The organism is Bradyrhizobium sp. USDA 4501 (assembly GCF_054062115.1).
The window spans coordinates 6,287,154-6,301,331 of the sequence record NZ_JBSSEX010000001.1; the positions used below are offsets into that span (position 1 = coordinate 6,287,154).

Genomic DNA, 14,178 nt, shown 5'->3' on the forward strand with positions numbered 1-14,178 from the left:
CGTTGCTGAAGGTGGAGCCGGCGACGATCAGCTCGACGGAATTCTTCGCGCGGGCCCGCACGCGGCTCACTTTCGATGTGCCGCCGGGCCTGGTCGATCCGCATATCATTCCGCGCACCGGAGATTCCGGCAACGACCGCATGCTCGAGATCGTGGCGCAGGAGCAGCCGGTGCGGCCGGCCGCGGTGCTGATCCCGGTGGTCGATCACCCCGAGCCGACCGTGCTGTTGACGCAGCGCTCGCCCAATCTGTCGAGCCATGCCGGCCAGATCTCGTTTCCCGGCGGCAAGATCGACGCCACCGACGCCTCGCCGCTCGATGCCGCGCTGCGCGAGGCCTGCGAGGAAGTCGGACTGAAGCGGGAATTCATCGACCCGGTCGGCTATCTCGACCTTTATGGCACCGCGTTCGGCTTCCGCATCCTGCCGACGGTCGCCAAGGTGAAGCCGGGATTCACGCTTGCGATCAACGAGGCGGAGGTGGTCGATGCGTTCGAGGTGCCGCTCGCCTTCCTGATGAATCCCGAGAATCATCAGATCCACACCAAGGAATTCCGCGGCATGGACCGGTCCTATTACGCGATGCCGTTCGCCGAGCGCTACATCTGGGGCGCGACCGCGGGCATCCTGCGCGTGCTGTATGAGCGGATCTATCTGTCATGATCCGCACGGTATTGACCGAGATCGGAATCTTTCTGGTCCCCTTCGCGGTCTATGCCATCTTCCTCATCGCGACGCGGTCCGGCGTGACGCTGCCGGCGTCATGGCCGCTCGACATGATCGCAAAGCTGACGCTGGTGGCGCTGGTGATGGTCATCGTGAGCTTCGTGCTGCTGGCCGAATTGACTGGCGCGCCGCCGAATTCGATCTACGTTCCAGCCCATATCGAGAACGGCAAGCTGGTGCCGGGAGTTGAGAAATGAGCGAGGTGCGCCTGTTGTCCGACGCGCCATGGCTCGCTTCCGGGCCCGCGGCGCGCGTGCTCGATCTGCTCAATGCCGACGGCGAGGAAGCGCGGGTGATCGGCGGGGCCGTGCGCAACGCCTTGATGCAGATTCCGCTCGCCGACATCGACATCGCCACCACGGCGCTACCGGAGGAGGTGATCCGCCGCGCCAAGCGGGCGGGCATCAAGAGCGTGCCGACCGGCATCGAGCACGGCACGGTGACCTTGGTCGTCGACAGCCAGCCCTTCGAGGTGACGACGCTGCGCGAGGATACCGAGACCTATGGCCGCAAGGCCAGGGTGGCGTTCGGTCGCGACTGGGTGCGTGACGCCGAGCGGCGCGACTTCACCATCAACGGCCTGTCGGTCGACGCTTCGGGCGTCGTGCACGATCACGTCGGCGGCCTCGCCGACATCGAGGCGAGGCGCGTGCGCTTCATCGGCGATCCCGCGCAGCGGATTGCCGAGGACTATCTGCGCATCCTGCGCTTCTTCCGTTTCCACGCCGCCTACGGCGCGGGCGAGGTCGATCGCGCCGGCTATCTCGCCTGCATCGGCGGGCGCGCCGGTTTGAGCGGCCTGTCGGCCGAGCGGATCCGCATGGAGATGCTCAAGCTCGTGGTCGCGAACGGCGCCGCAAGTGCAATGGTCGCGATGGGTGACGGTGGTTTGCTGCAGCCGCTGTTCGGCGGCATCGCCTATACTGGACCGTTCGCGGCGATGATCGAGATCGAGCGGCTGATGAAGCTCGCGCCGAGCGCGATGCGAAGGCTCGCCGCGCTGACGGTCGCCGTGACCGAGGACGCGCGGCGTATCGCCAGCCGGCTGCGGCTCTCCAACGCCGAGGCCAAGGCGCTCGATTCGATGGGCCATCGCTGGTGGCGCTTGCCCGGCATGGACGAGGCGCATGCCAGGCGCAGGCTGTACCGGCTCGACGAGGAGCCGTATCGCGACCGGGTGCTATTGGCCTGGGCGCGCACCGGCGCGGGCCAGGATGTCGATCAATGGCGCGCGCTCGCCACGCTGCCGGAGCGCTGGCGCGCGCCGCACTTTCCGTTGCGGGCGTCGGATTTCATCGCGCGCGGCATTGCCGAGGGACCGGCACTCGGACATGTCCTGACCCTGGCGGAGGATGCCTGGTTGGCCGCGGACTTTCCGCTGGAGCCGAAGATACTGTCTGATATCGCCGACCAGACCGCGGCCCGTTTCACCCGCGACCATCGGCTTTGAATTTCCTCTGAGTTTTCTCTGAGTTTTCTTGCCGACGTCTCGATGCCGCCGTGGTCAGCGGCGGCACGGTGACGATTGGCTGAACGACGATCGGTCGAACGTCGCATGGAGGCGATGCTGCCGGCATCTGCCAGTCAGCATCGCGCCAACTGATCTCACGCCGCCTTGCGCTTCTTCTTGCGGTCGCCGTCGTCGTCTTCGTCCTCGTCGTCCTCTTCTTCCGCGTCGTCCTCGTCTTCGTCGTCTTCCTCTTCATCGTCCTCCGGATCGAGCTCGGTCGATTCGAGTGCGACAAGCGGCAAGGTTTCGCGAAACACGTCGCCGTCCGTACCCATCCACAGGCACTCGACCTTGTCCTCGTCGATTTCGACGACCGTGATCGGATGGCCGCCGGACTTCAGCATGACAACATCGCCTGGTTTCAGTTCCATGGTTTTCCCTCCGCGCTGGATGACGCGGGCGGCAGGCTAGCGACCGGTGATGACAGCCAAATCACGGCCGGCGCCAGCTTCAATGGAATTGACGTGGAAAACGGCCGCGATGCGCTATTTGCGCGCGGCAGGAACCAGTTCGCTCAGCGAGCGGATGATGCGGTCGGGCTTGATGGTCGATCCCGGCGGCAGCCCGACACCGTGCACGTCCATCCAGATCGCATAGATGCCAAGCCGCTGTGGCGCCACGACTTCCCACTCGAGATTGTCGCCGATCATCCAGGTGTCGGATGCGGTGACGCCGAGCGCTTCCATCGCGTGCAGGTAGGCGCGCTCCTCCGGCTTGCCGAAGCCGTGCTCGCCCTCGATCTGGATGTGATCGAAGCGATGGCCGAGCGCGAAGCGTTCGACCTTGGCGCGCTGCATGTCGGCGGCGCCGTTGGTGACCAGCGCGAGCTTGATGCCGAGCGCCTTCAACGCATCGATCGCTTCATGCGCGCCGGGGAAGACGAACATCTCTTCCTCGCGATAGGCGGTGAAGCGATCGGCGATGCGGTCCGCAAGATCGTCCGGCAGCGCGCGGTGACCGGCTGCCGCGAGCGCCGCGAAGCCGCCCTTCACGGTGAGCCGCCGAGCCTCGCCGAGCTTGATCCGCCAGATCGGCTCGGCGGTCGACCAGAATTGCCGTGCATAGGCCAAGAGCGCGGTCGCGACCTGATCCGGGGGGAGGGGCGCCAGTTCCGCGGCGAACTCCGTGGTGATCGTGTTCCAGGCGATCTCGGGGCGTCCATAGGCCGACAGGATGGTGTCATCCATGTCGATCAGCATCGCGCGCGGCAGGTTCATCACGGCCATTTCACCTCCGGCGGCAGCGACGACAGGATCGAATCCACATTGCCGCCGGTCTTCAGGCCGAAGATGGTGCCGCGGTCATAGAGCAGGTTGAACTCGACATAGCGGCCGCGGCGGACCAGCTGCTCGTCGCGATCCTCCGCGCTCCAGGCGGCCGCGAAATTGTGCCGCACCAGGTCGGGATAGATCTTCAGGAAGCTGCGCCCGACGTCCTGGGTGAAGGCGAGATCCGCCTCCCAGTCGCCGCTGTCGTGCCAGTCGTAGAAGATGCCGCCGATGCCGCGGGCTTCCTTGCGGTGCGGCAGGTAGAAATAGTCGTCGCACCATTTCTTGTACTTGTCGTAGTCGGCGACGCCGTTCGGTCCGCTGCACGCCTCCTTCATCGCGGCGTGGAAGGCGACCGTGTCGGGGTCCTCCTGGGTGCGCCGGCGGTTCAGCACCGGCGTCAGGTCGGCGCCGCCGCCGAACCACGCCTTCGTGGTGACGACGAAGCGGGTGTTCATGTGCACGGCGGGTACATTCGGATTGCGCAAATGCGCGATCAGCGAAATGCCCGACGCCCAAAAGCGTGGATCGTCGGCGGCACCTGGAATCTGCGCGCGGAATTCGGGGGCGAACTCGCCGTGCACGGTCGAGCAGTGCACGCCGACTTTCTCGAATAGCCGGCCCTTCATGATCGACATCACGCCGCCGCCGCCCGGCTTGCCGGTGTGGTCGGTGCGGTCCCAGGGGGTCCGCGCGAACCGGCCGGCGGCGCCGGGATAAAGCGTGGACGGGGCGTCGTCCTCGAGCTTCTCGAAGGCGGCGCAGATGTCGTTGCGTAGCGCCTCGAACCAGCCGCGCGCACGCGCCTTGCGGTCCTCGATGATGGCGGGATCTGTTGGCAGCATGACTAACCTTGCGGGCCGAAATAGGTGCAGCTTTCGTTGCAGCTGTCGCGATGGACGCTGACGCGGGTCAGCTTGCCTGCGTGTTGCAAGCGCTCCCAGATGAAGCGCGACAGATTCTCCAGCGTCGGCACGCCGATCGCCTCAATCTTGTTCAGGAACTTATGGTCGAGCGTCTTCTGCACCTCGGCCATGGCGCGTTCGAGGAGGCCGAGATCGACCACCATACCGGTCGCGGGGTCGGGCGTGCCGCGGACGGTAACTTCGGCTCGAAAGGAGTGGCCGTGAATCTCCTCGCTGGCGGCGCCAAAGGTCGTTCCGGACAGCGCATGCGCAGCCTCGAACCGAAACGCTTTCGTCAATTCCCACATCTCGTTCAACAACCCGATTCTGTTAGTTCATCTAATGCCGAGCGACTTGTGCGTCTGCACGCTAAGGCGCCATTGCGGGTGCTTCAGGCAATAGGCGATCGCCCGCTCAGTATTCTCGATCACGTCGGGGCCGTCCATCGGCTGCAGCGAGAAGCGCTCGAAGGCGAGGCCGGCGAAATCCTCCGGTGCGTTCTCCATTTGCGGATAGACCAGTTTGAGCTCGTGCCCCTTGCGGATCACGAGCTCGGCCGCGGCCTTGGGACTGACGCAGATCCAGTCGAGCCCGTCGGGCGGGACGATGGTGCCGTTGGTCTCGATCGCGATCGCAAAGCCGTGGCCGTGCAGGGCATCGATCAAGGCCGCGTCGACCTGCAGCAGCGGCTCACCGCCGGTCAGGACCACGTAGCGGTCGGCCTCGCCTCCCGTCCACTGCGCGGCAATGGTGCCGGCCAGCTCTTGGGCGGTCGCAAAGCGGCCGCCCAGCGTGCCGTCGGTGCCGACGAAATCGGTGTCGCAGAACTTGCAGACCGCGCCGGCGCGGTCCTGCTCGCGGCCGCTCCAGAGGTTGCAGCCGGCGAAGCGGCAGAAACACGGAGGCGCGGCCCGCATGGGCGCCTTCGCCCTGCAGGGTGAGAAAGATCTCCTTGACCGTGTAGCTCACCAAAAATCCCTTAAGTTGCCGAACCGGCGATTCCTGAACCGGTCTGCCGCAGCGCCTCGCCGACGGCCATGGCCGCCGTGACGGCCACATTGAGCGAACGCATGGTCGGCCGGATCGGAATCACCAGCCGCGCATCCGCAGCGGCCACCACCGCGTCGGTCACCCCTGCCGTCTCGCGCCCGAACAGCAGGACATCGGAGGCCGTATACGCGAAATCAAGATAGGATTTCGCCGCCCTTGTCGTGAACAGCACCAGCCGGCATCCGGCCTCGGCCCGCCATTCCTCGAATTTCGACCATGAGTCGTGACGCTTCAACCGCACATGGTCGAGATAGTCCATACCCGCCCGGCGGAAATTCCGGTCCGAGGTGTCGAATCCCGCCGGTTCGATGATATGGGCTGCCACGTCCAGGCAAGCGCAGAGGCGTAGAATCGTCCCTGTATTCTGGGGGATGTCGGGCTGGAACAGCGCGATCTGCATGGTGCGGGCGGCCTGTGAAATCCGGATGAAATTGTCTCAATAAAACATCGCTCGGCGCGGATTTCGTGCATTGCACGTGTGCGAGCCGATAGCGGGCTTGCGCTCGTCCGGCAAGGGTGCCAATAGAACGATTCTGGACTGCTGTTCCGCCATTTGGGGTGGGGAATAGCGGTTTTCTGCCGCCGCGGGGGCCGCGGGCGCCGGCAGCCTTTCTTGGGGCGCGTCCTGCGTCTCCAGGGCGGTTCCACCGGCTGCAGAAAAGAAAGGGCTAGGAATCGTGACGACAGCGTCTTCGGCGGACCATCCGACACGCCGTGATTTTCTCTTTGTTGCAACCGGAGCAGCCGCCGCGGTCGGCGCAGCCGCCACCGTCTGGCCGCTGGTTGCGCAGATGAACCCGGATGCCGCGACGATCGCGGCCGGCGCGCCGATCGAGGTCGATCTGACGCCGATCGCCGAGGGCCAGGACATCAAGGTCTTCTGGCGCGGCAAGCCGATCTACATCAGCCATCGCACCAAGAAGCAGATCCAGGAGGCCCAGAGCGTGGCGCTCTCGAGCCTGCCCGATCCGCAGCCCGACTCGGCCCGCGTCAAGGCCGGCCACGACCAGTGGCTGGTTGTGATCGGTATCTGCACCCATCTCGGCTGCATCCCGATCGCCCATGAAGGCAATTACGACGGCTTCTTCTGCCCCTGCCACGGCTCGCAGTACGACTCCTCCGGTCGTATCCGCCAGGGGCCGGCGCCCGCCAACCTGGCGGTGCCGCCTTACGCCTTCCTTTCCGACACCAAAATCCAGATCGGCTAAGTCCCGGCCCCTCGGGATTTCAGCTTCCACTTGGACCCATCGCGTCGTTTTTCTTCTTCAGGATCGCATCAATGAGCGGACCATCTGATTTCCAACCGAGCAACCCCGCCTTGAAGTGGATCGAACGGCGCCTTCCGATCTTCGGCCTGATCCACTCCTCGTTCGTGGCCTATCCGACGCCGCGCAACCTGAACTACTGGTGGACCTTCGGCGCCATCCTTTCGATGATGCTGGCGCTGCAGATCCTGACCGGCGTGATCCTGGCGATGCACTACACGCCGCACGCCGACCTCGCCTTCAAGTCGGTCGAACTGATCGTCCGCGACGTCAATTACGGCTGGCTGCTGCGCAACATGCATGCCTGCGGCGCGTCGATGTTCTTCTTCGCCGTCTACATCCATATGTTCCGCGGCCTCTATTACGGGTCGTACAAGGAGCCGCGCGAGGTGCTGTGGATCCTCGGCGTCATCATCTACCTCCTGATGATGGCGACGGGCTTCATGGGATACGTGCTGCCATGGGGCCAGATGAGCTTCTGGGGCGCCACCGTCATCACCAATCTGTTCTCGGCCGTGCCCTATTTCGGCGAGAGCATCGTGACCCTGCTGTGGGGCGGCTATTCGGTCGGCAACCCGACGCTGAACCGCTTCTTCTCGCTGCACTATCTGCTCCCGTTCGTGATCGCCGGCGTGGTCGTGCTGCACGTCTGGGCGCTGCACGTCGCGGGTCAGAACAACCCGGCCGGCGTCGAGGCCAAGACCGAGAAGGACACCGTTGCGTTCACGCCGTATGCGACGATCAAGGACATGTTCGGCGTGTCCTGCTTCCTGATCTTCTTCGCCTGGTTCATCTTCTACATGCCGAACTATCTCGGCGACGCCGACAACTACATCCCGGCGAACCCGGGCGTGACGCCGGCGCACATCGTGCCTGAATGGTACTACCTGCCATTCTACGCGATCCTGCGTTCGATCCCGAACAAGCTCGCCGGCGTCGTGGCGATGTTCTCGGCGATCATCATCCTGTGCTTCCTGCCCTGGCTCGACAGCGCACGGACCCGTTCGTCGAAGTATCGCCCGCTGGCCAAGCAGTTCTTCTGGATCTTCGTGGTGGTCTGCATCCTGCTCGGTTACCTCGGCTCGCAGCCGCCGGAAGGCATCTATGTGATCGCCGGCCGCATCCTGACGGTCTGCTACTTCGCCTACTTCCTGATTGTGCTGCCGCTGCTCGCCCGCATCGAGACGCCGCGCCCGGTGCCGAACTCGATCGCCGACGACGTGCTGGCGAAGAGCAAGGGCAGGGCCGCGACCGCGGCCTCTGTGATGCTCGCGATGGTCGTGGCCGGCAGCCTGCTCGTCGGCGGCACCCAGAACGCCAAGGCCGAGGAGGGTGGCAACGCGCCGCCGGCTCAGAAGTGGTCGTTCTCCGGTCCTTTCGGCACCTATGACCGTGGCTCGCTGCAGCGCGGCTTGAAGGTCTACAAGGAAGTCTGTGCGGCCTGTCACGGCCTGTCCTATGTCGCGTTCCGCAACCTCGCCGATCCCGGCGGTCCCGGCTATTCGCCGGCGCAGGCGGCGGCCTTCGCGTCCGAGTACAAGATCAAGGACGGTCCGAACGACCAGGGCGAGATGTTCGAGCGTCCGGGCCGCCCGGCGGATTACTTCCCGTCGCCGTTCCCGAACGAGCAGGCCGCGCGCGCGGCCAATGGCGGCGCGGCGCCGCCCGACCTCTCGCTGATCACCAAGGCGCGGTCCTACAAGCGCGGCTTCCCGCAGTTCGCGATCGACTTCTTCACCCAGTACCAGGAGCAGGGACCCGACTACGTCGACGCCATCCTGCAGGGCTTCGAGGACAAGGCTCCGGCGGGCGTCACGATCCCGGAGGGCTCGTACTACAACAAGTACTTCCCCGGCCACGCCATCAAGATGCCGAAGCCGCTGTCCGACGGTCAGGTGACCTTCGACGACGGTTCGCCGGCGACGGTCAAGCAGTACGCGCATGACGTCACCACGTTCCTGATGTGGGCGGCCGAGCCGCACATGGAGGAGCGCAAGCGGATCGGCATGCAGGTGTTCTTCTTCCTGGTCGTCTTCGCCTTCCTGATGTACTTCACCAAGCGCAAGGTCTGGGCCAACGCCCACTGATCTCGGGTACGGTATAGCGAGTTTGAGAAAGCCCCCCTTCGGGGGCTTTTTTGTTTGCAATCTCTCCGTCATTCCGGGGTGACGGGGTAGCATCGAACCCGGAATGACAGTGTCGTCAATTGCGTCGGCCGCCGAGTGCGGACAAGATGCCGGCCAATCAGCCGGCAAACATTGCGGAGGAACTCATGGGTACCAGCATCAGCTTCAAGCGTCCGGACGGCAAGGATGCGTCGGGCTATCTCGCCAATGCGGCGCGCGGCAACGCACCCGGCGTCGTCGTGATCCAGGAATGGTGGGGCCTGTCGGACCAGATCAAGGGCCTGTGCGACCGCTTCGCGGTGGCTGGCTTCGATGCGCTGGCGCCCGATCTCTACAAGGGCAAGGTGGTGCCGTATCACGACACCGATGCCGCGGGCAAAGAGATGAACTCGCTCGACTTCATGGACGCCACCACGCAGACGGTGCGCGGCGCCGCGCAGTATCTCGCCAAGAACGGCGCCAAGGTCGGCCTGACCGGCTTCTGTCTCGGCGGCGCGGTGACCATCATCGGCTCGGTGCATGTGCCGGAACTAACTGCGGGCGTGGTGTTCTACGGCATTCCGCCGGAGCAGGCGGCCAAGCCCGCCGACGTCAGGATTCCGCTGCAGGCGCATTTCGCCAACAAGGACGATTGGTGCACGCCGGAGCTCGTCAGCAATTTCGAGAAGGCGATGAAGGCCGCCGGCAAGTCGCTCGAGCTGTTCCGCTACGACGCCGAGCACGCCTTCGTCAACGAGCAGCGCCAGTCGGTGCACGACCGCGAGGCCGCCGAACTCGCCTGGGGCCGCGCCACGGACTTCTTCAAGAAGCACCTGGGGTAAGGCGATTGCCAAAACCACCGGCGTCGTCCCGGCGAAGGCCTGGCGAAGGCCGGGACCCATACGCCGTGGCTTTTGCAATGGGCACGCTGGCAGTCATCTCGCCAAATAACTAGGCCCTGTGGTTATGGGTCCCTGCTCCCGTGCGCAATTGCGCACTAGGCAGGGACGACGGCGAGATCTAACTCTCCGCCTTCACCCCGTCCCACCACGGGCAGGTCCCCGACATTAGCCTGAAATTGCCTTCCATCACCTGCACCGGTGCGCGCTTGCCCTCGGCGGCGGCGCGCATCCGCATCTCGCGCGCGACGGCGCGGTCCTCCGGCGACAGCCAGACCCGCTCGTGGCCCCACAGGCTCGGGCCGTCATGCATCTCGAACGGTGTCCAGTTCGCCGGATCGATCTCGCGGCCGCCCCACCCGCACTCGACCATGAAGGCGGACGGCGACCTCGCGTAGAACGACGTCATCAGGTCGTTGGTGTGACGGCCGAGCGTGACGTTGACGCGATCTTCCTGCTGGGCGACGTCGTAGGCTTGGCCGACATCGTCGAGCGAGAACAGCTCGACCATCAGATGATGCATGCCGTTCGTGCCGGTCTCGATCAGCGCCAGCGAGTGATGGCGGGCATTGACATGGAAGAAATAGGCGCGGAACGGTTTTTCGATGTAGTCGCTTAAGCCGAAACCGAGCACGTCGACATAGAAGCTCATCACCGGGGTGATGTGCTCGACGGTCAGCACCGCGTGGCCGAGGCCGAGCGGCCCGGTGCGGAAGCCGGAGATCGAGCGCCCCGGCCTGAACGGCGTGTCGTCGATCTCGGCGCCATGAAACGCCTCGAGGCGGTTGCCGCCGGGATCCCGAAACGAGATCAGGCCGCGCACCCGCCTGCTATCTGCGAGCGCCAGCGGCTCTGATGTCACCGCGACGCCGGCGCGCTCCAGCCGTGCCGCCAGCGCATCGAGGGCCGCACTGTCAGCCACCTCCCAGCCGAAGAACCGGGTGCCTTCGCCCTGAGCGCGGTCGATCACGATGCGTTGCTTGCGGTCGTCCATCCGGAACGCGAGCAGCGAATTGCCGCGTTCGACCGCCTGCAGCCCGACGAGGCCAGTGCCGAACCGCCGCCAGTCGTCGAGCGCGTCGGAGCCGAAGCCGGCATATCCGAGACCCAAAATCGCCATCTGCGCCTCCGCCATCTGTCTGTTTTTTGGGCGGCCGACCAGCCGCCATTTCAGCAAATCCTACGCGGATTCCTGCCCCTTCAAACCCGAAAATGCCGCCCGAAAGGGCGTCCAGGATTGGGGCAGGGGTGCCGGGCCATCTCTTGACACGGCCCGCGCCGGGTGGTGAGTAACGGGCATGAGCACCGTTGCCAGTCCATCCCGTCGTTGGTGGCCCACCTTCTCATAGGTGGCCGGTGCGTTTTCTTTTTTCACAAACGTCGAAGGTCGCCATCGCAGTGCGACCGATGGTTAGTTTATTTGCCCTTCGTTTGTCCTGTGTGGCGCTCTCTCGGCAAGTCTCGTAAGAGGATCACATGAACAGGACAGTCTTCTCCCTGCCGGCTCGAAGCGAATATCTGACCAATGGCGGCCTTGCGGTCGCGCGCGTGGTCGAGCAGTTCACCGGCGGCGCCAACCGTCTCGACGATTTGATCGCGCTGCTGGACCGCCGCCGCGGCGTGGTGCTGTCCTCGGGCACGACCGTGCCGGGCCGCTACGAGAGCTTTGACCTCGGCTTTGCCGATCCGCCGCTGGCGCTGGAGACGTCGGGCACCAACTTCTCGTTGCAGGCGCTGAACCCGCGCGGCGAGGTCCTGATCGCCTTCCTCGGCGACGTGCTGCGCGAGCCCTGCGTCGTGATCTCGGAGCGGACCCCAACGCGGCTCGCCGGCCATATCATCCGCGGCGCCGCGCCGGTCGAGGAAGACCAGCGCACGCGTCGCGCCAGCGTGATGTCGCTGGTGCGCGACATGGTGGCGGCGTTCACCTCCAATGCCGATCCGCTGCTCGGCCTGTTCGGCGCCTTCGCCTACGACCTCGTGTTCCAGATCGAGGACCTCGTGCGGAAGCGCGCCCGCGAGGCCGACCAGCGCGACATCGTGCTCTACGTGCCGGACCGTCTCTTGGCCTATGACCGCGCCACTGGCCGCGGCGTGGCGCTCACTTACGAGTTCGCGTGGAAGGGCAAATCCACCGCCGGCCTGCCGCAGGAGACCGCGCCGAGCCTCTATGCCAGGAACGGCCGGCAGGGCTTTGCCGATCACGCCCCGGGCGAGTACCAGGCGACTGTCGAGGTCGCGCGCGCGGCGTTTGCCCGCGGCGACCTGTTCGAGGCGGTGCCCGGGCAGCTGTTCGCCGAGCCCTGCGAGCGCTCGCCGGCGGAAGTGTTCCAGCGGCTCTGCCGCATCAATCCGTCACCCTATGGCGCGCTGATGAATCTCGGCGACGGTGAATTCTTGGTCTCCGCGTCGCCGGAGATGTTCGTGCGCTCCGACGGCCGCCGGGTCGAGACCTGCCCGATCTCGGGCACCATCGCGCGCGGCTCGGACTCGATCGGCGATGCCGAGCAGATCCGCAAGCTCCTGAACTCGGAGAAGGACGAGTTCGAGCTCAACATGTGCACCGACGTCGACCGCAACGACAAGGCGCGCGTCTGCGTGCCCGGCACCATCAAGGTGCTGGCGCGGCGTCAGATCGAAACCTACTCGAAGCTGTTCCACACCGTCGATCACGTCGAGGGTATGCTGCGGCCGGGCTTCGATTCGCTCGACGCCTTCCTGACCCACGCCTGGGCGGTCACCGTGACCGGCGCGCCGAAACTGTGGGCGATGCAATTCGTCGAGGATCACGAGCGGTCGCCGCGGCGCTGGTACGCCGGCGCGATCGGCTGCGTGAATTTCGACGGCAGCATCAACACCGGGCTCACCATCCGCACCATCCGCATGAAGGATGGACTTGCCGAGGTGCGCGTCGGCGCGACCTGCCTGTTCGATTCAGATCCCGCCGCCGAGGATCGTGAGTGCCAGGTCAAGGCGGCGGCGCTGTTCCAGGCGCTGCGCGGCGATCCGCCGAAGCCGCTGTCGGATTTCGCGCCCGACGCCACCGGCTCCGGCAAGAACGTGCTCTTGATCGATCACGACGACAGCTTCGTGCACATGCTGGCCGATTACTTCCGCCAGGTCGGCGCCACCGTCACCGTGGTCAGGCACGTCCATGCCCAGGACATGCTCAAGAAGAAGGGCTGGGACCTCCTGGTGCTGTCGCCCGGGCCGGGTCGGCCGGAGGATTTCGGCATCGCGAAAACCATCGACACCGCGCTCGAGAAGCAGCTGCCGATCTTCGGCGTCTGCCTCGGCGTGCAGGCGATCGGCGAGTATTTCGGCGGCCAGCTCGGCCAGCTCGGCCAGCCCGCACACGGCCGTCCCTCGCGCGTCCAGGTGCGCGGCGGCCGGCTGATGCGGAACCTGCCCAATGAGATCGTGATCGGCCGCTACCACTCGCTCTATGTCGAGCGCGACAGCGTGCCCGAGGTGCTGGCGGTGACCGCGACCACCGAAGACGGCGTCGCGATGGTGATCGAGCACAAGACCCTGCCGGTCGGCGGCGTGCAATTCCACCCGGAATCGCTGATGTCGCTCGGCAACGAGGTCGGCCTGCGCATTGTCGAGAATGCATTCCGGCTTAATGTGAGTAGCAAGTGAAGGCTAAGTTTAACCATCGTCATTCCGGGATGGTGCGTTAGCACCAGACCCGGAATCTCGAGATTCCAGGTTCGATGCTTCGCATCGCCCCGGAATGACCCTCAGAGCGAGACCAATGACCTTCGACCACGACATCAAGGCGACTGTTCGCACCATCCCGGACTACCCGAAGAAGGGCATCCTGTTTCGCGACATCACGACGCTGCTGGCGGATGCGAGGGCCTTCCGCCGCGCCGTCGACGAGCTGGTGCATCCCTGGGCGGGGGCGAAGGTCGACAAGGTCGCGGGCATCGAGGCCCGCGGCTTCATCCTCGGCGGCGCGGTGGCGCATCAGCTCTCCGCCGGCTTCGTGCCGATCCGCAAGAAGGGCAAGCTGCCGCACACCACGGTGCGGATTGCCTATTCGCTTGAATACGGCATCGACGAGATGGAGATGCATGCCGACGCCGTGCAGCCCGGCGAGCGCGTGATCCTGGTCGACGATCTGATCGCGACCGGCGGCACCGCGGAGGGCGCGGTGAAGCTGCTGCGCCAGATCGGCGCCAATGTGGTCGCCGCCTGCTTCATCGTCGACCTGCCCGACCTCGGCGGCGCGGCCAAGCTGCGCGCGATGGACGTTCCGGTGCGCACGCTGATGGCGTTCGAGGGGCATTGATCTCTTAGCCTCGCCCCGCGTGCGGGGAGAGGCCGGATCGCATCGAAGATGCGATCCGGGTGAGGGGACTCTCCGCGCACTCCAATCTCGGTCGAATTTGCGGAACCAGCCCCTCACCCCGACCCTCTCCCCGCAAGAGCGGGGCGAGGGAGCA

The 14,178-nt window shown here is 65.4% G+C and carries 14 protein-coding genes and 1 pseudogene; 8 read left to right on the top strand and 7 right to left on the bottom strand.

What is annotated here, in order from left to right:
- Window positions 1-26 precede the first annotated feature (26 nt).
- Genes ACVWZM_RS28910 through ACVWZM_RS28920 form a run of 3 tightly spaced genes read left to right on the top strand, consistent with a single transcriptional unit; the run spans window position 27 to window position 2,175 of the window.
- The gene (locus tag ACVWZM_RS28910) at window positions 27-662 is read left to right on the top strand and encodes a CoA pyrophosphatase (RefSeq protein WP_371852161.1); all 636 of its coding nucleotides are present in this window, start codon (window positions 27-29) and stop codon (window positions 660-662) included.
- Entirely contained in the window at window positions 659-922 is a 264-nt protein-coding gene (locus ACVWZM_RS28915; RefSeq protein WP_057016980.1) for a DUF6111 family protein, read from the top strand. The genes ACVWZM_RS28910 and ACVWZM_RS28915 overlap by 4 nt, the downstream gene beginning before the upstream one ends.
- On the top strand, window positions 919-2,175 hold the full coding sequence (locus ACVWZM_RS28920; RefSeq protein WP_057016981.1) for a CCA tRNA nucleotidyltransferase: 1,257 nt from the start codon (window positions 919-921) through the stop codon (window positions 2,173-2,175). The genes ACVWZM_RS28915 and ACVWZM_RS28920 overlap by 4 nt, the downstream gene beginning before the upstream one ends.
- Window positions 2,176-2,330: 155 nt before the next feature.
- On the opposite strand, the gene ACVWZM_RS28925 is transcribed toward ACVWZM_RS28920, so the two are convergent.
- The 6 genes and pseudogenes from ACVWZM_RS28925 to ACVWZM_RS28950 form a co-directional block, all read right to left on the bottom strand.
- A complete protein-coding gene (locus ACVWZM_RS28925; protein WP_456855423.1) occupies window positions 2,331-2,606 on the bottom strand; it encodes a DUF2158 domain-containing protein in 276 nt (91 codons plus the stop codon).
- 114 nt (window positions 2,607-2,720) lie between these two features.
- Complete coding sequence (locus ACVWZM_RS28930) at window positions 2,721-3,461, bottom strand: HAD family hydrolase (protein ID WP_028338635.1); 741 nt, start codon at window positions 3,459-3,461, stop codon at window positions 2,721-2,723.
- Window positions 3,452-4,348 carry an oxygen-dependent coproporphyrinogen oxidase gene (hemF, locus tag ACVWZM_RS28935; protein ID WP_210262578.1) on the bottom strand — a complete coding sequence of 299 codons (897 nt, stop codon included), beginning with the start codon at window positions 4,346-4,348 and terminating at the stop codon, window positions 3,452-3,454. Before hemF ends, ACVWZM_RS28930 begins: the two co-directional genes overlap by 10 nt.
- A 2-nt stretch (window positions 4,349-4,350) precedes the next feature.
- Window positions 4,351-4,716 carry a 6-pyruvoyl trahydropterin synthase family protein gene (locus ACVWZM_RS28940; protein ID WP_076830472.1) on the bottom strand — a complete coding sequence of 122 codons (366 nt, stop codon included), beginning with the start codon at window positions 4,714-4,716 and terminating at the stop codon, window positions 4,351-4,353.
- A 27-nt stretch (window positions 4,717-4,743) separates the two neighbouring features.
- A pseudogene (gene queE / locus ACVWZM_RS28945) lies at window positions 4,744-5,377 on the bottom strand (7-carboxy-7-deazaguanine synthase).
- Window positions 5,378-5,387: 10 nt separating this feature from the next.
- Complete coding sequence (locus ACVWZM_RS28950; RefSeq protein WP_168855845.1) at window positions 5,388-5,858, bottom strand: tRNA (cytidine(34)-2'-O)-methyltransferase; 471 nt, start codon at window positions 5,856-5,858, stop codon at window positions 5,388-5,390.
- Window positions 5,859-6,135: 277 nt separating this feature from the next.
- Here ACVWZM_RS28950 and petA point away from each other — a divergent pair, with 277 nt between their 5' ends.
- The 3 genes from petA to ACVWZM_RS28965 all read left to right on the top strand — a co-directional run bounded on the left by petA (window position 6,136) and on the right by ACVWZM_RS28965 (window position 9,670).
- On the top strand, window positions 6,136-6,666 hold the full coding sequence (gene petA / locus ACVWZM_RS28955) for a ubiquinol-cytochrome c reductase iron-sulfur subunit (RefSeq protein WP_016839713.1): 531 nt from the start codon (window positions 6,136-6,138) through the stop codon (window positions 6,664-6,666).
- A gap of 71 nt (window positions 6,667-6,737) precedes the next feature.
- Window positions 6,738-8,810 (top strand): cytochrome c1, encoded by a 2,073-nt coding sequence (locus ACVWZM_RS28960; RefSeq protein WP_026193258.1) that lies wholly within the window; start codon window positions 6,738-6,740, stop codon window positions 8,808-8,810.
- Between the two features lie 185 nt (window positions 8,811-8,995).
- Window positions 8,996-9,670, top strand: coding sequence for a dienelactone hydrolase family protein (locus ACVWZM_RS28965; RefSeq protein WP_057017022.1), 675 nt, complete (start codon window positions 8,996-8,998; stop codon window positions 9,668-9,670).
- A 178-nt stretch (window positions 9,671-9,848) separates the two neighbouring features.
- On the opposite strand, the gene ACVWZM_RS28970 is transcribed toward ACVWZM_RS28965, so the two are convergent.
- Entirely contained in the window at window positions 9,849-10,847 is a 999-nt protein-coding gene (locus ACVWZM_RS28970) for a VOC family protein (protein WP_233475358.1), read from the bottom strand.
- Window positions 10,848-11,203: 356 nt separating this feature from the next.
- Between ACVWZM_RS28970 and ACVWZM_RS28975 the strand changes: the two genes are divergently transcribed.
- Entirely contained in the window at window positions 11,204-13,369 is a 2,166-nt protein-coding gene (locus tag ACVWZM_RS28975; RefSeq protein ID WP_168855843.1) for an anthranilate synthase component I, read from the top strand.
- A 115-nt stretch (window positions 13,370-13,484) separates the two neighbouring features.
- Complete coding sequence (locus ACVWZM_RS28980; protein ID WP_018273383.1) at window positions 13,485-14,024, top strand: adenine phosphoribosyltransferase; 540 nt, start codon at window positions 13,485-13,487, stop codon at window positions 14,022-14,024.
- Window positions 14,025-14,178 lie beyond the last annotated feature (154 nt).

Excerpts from the sequence above, each read along its gene's own strand:
- ACVWZM_RS28970 (WP_233475358.1), bottom strand. The coding sequence starts at position 10,847 with ATGGCGATTTTGGGTCTCGGATATGCCGGCTTCGGCTCCGACGCGCTC.
- hemF (WP_210262578.1), bottom strand. The coding sequence starts at position 4,348 with ATGCTGCCAACAGATCCCGCCATCATCGAGGACCGCAAGGCGCGTGCG.
- ACVWZM_RS28940 (WP_076830472.1), bottom strand. The coding sequence starts at position 4,716 with ATGTGGGAATTGACGAAAGCGTTTCGGTTCGAGGCTGCGCATGCGCTG.
- ACVWZM_RS28925 (WP_456855423.1), bottom strand. The coding sequence starts at position 2,606 with ATGGAACTGAAACCAGGCGATGTTGTCATGCTGAAGTCCGGCGGCCAT.
- ACVWZM_RS28975 (WP_168855843.1), top strand. The coding sequence starts at position 11,204 with ATGAACAGGACAGTCTTCTCCCTGCCGGCTCGAAGCGAATATCTGACC.
- ACVWZM_RS28980 (WP_018273383.1), top strand. The coding sequence starts at position 13,485 with ATGACCTTCGACCACGACATCAAGGCGACTGTTCGCACCATCCCGGAC.
- ACVWZM_RS28960 (WP_026193258.1), top strand. The coding sequence starts at position 6,738 with ATGAGCGGACCATCTGATTTCCAACCGAGCAACCCCGCCTTGAAGTGG.
- ACVWZM_RS28915 (WP_057016980.1), top strand. The coding sequence starts at position 659 with ATGATCCGCACGGTATTGACCGAGATCGGAATCTTTCTGGTCCCCTTC.
- ACVWZM_RS28930 (WP_028338635.1), bottom strand. The coding sequence starts at position 3,461 with ATGGCCGTGATGAACCTGCCGCGCGCGATGCTGATCGACATGGATGAC.
- ACVWZM_RS28950 (WP_168855845.1), bottom strand. The coding sequence starts at position 5,858 with ATGCAGATCGCGCTGTTCCAGCCCGACATCCCCCAGAATACAGGGACG.
- ACVWZM_RS28965 (WP_057017022.1), top strand. The coding sequence starts at position 8,996 with ATGGGTACCAGCATCAGCTTCAAGCGTCCGGACGGCAAGGATGCGTCG.
- ACVWZM_RS28920 (WP_057016981.1), top strand. The coding sequence starts at position 919 with ATGAGCGAGGTGCGCCTGTTGTCCGACGCGCCATGGCTCGCTTCCGGG.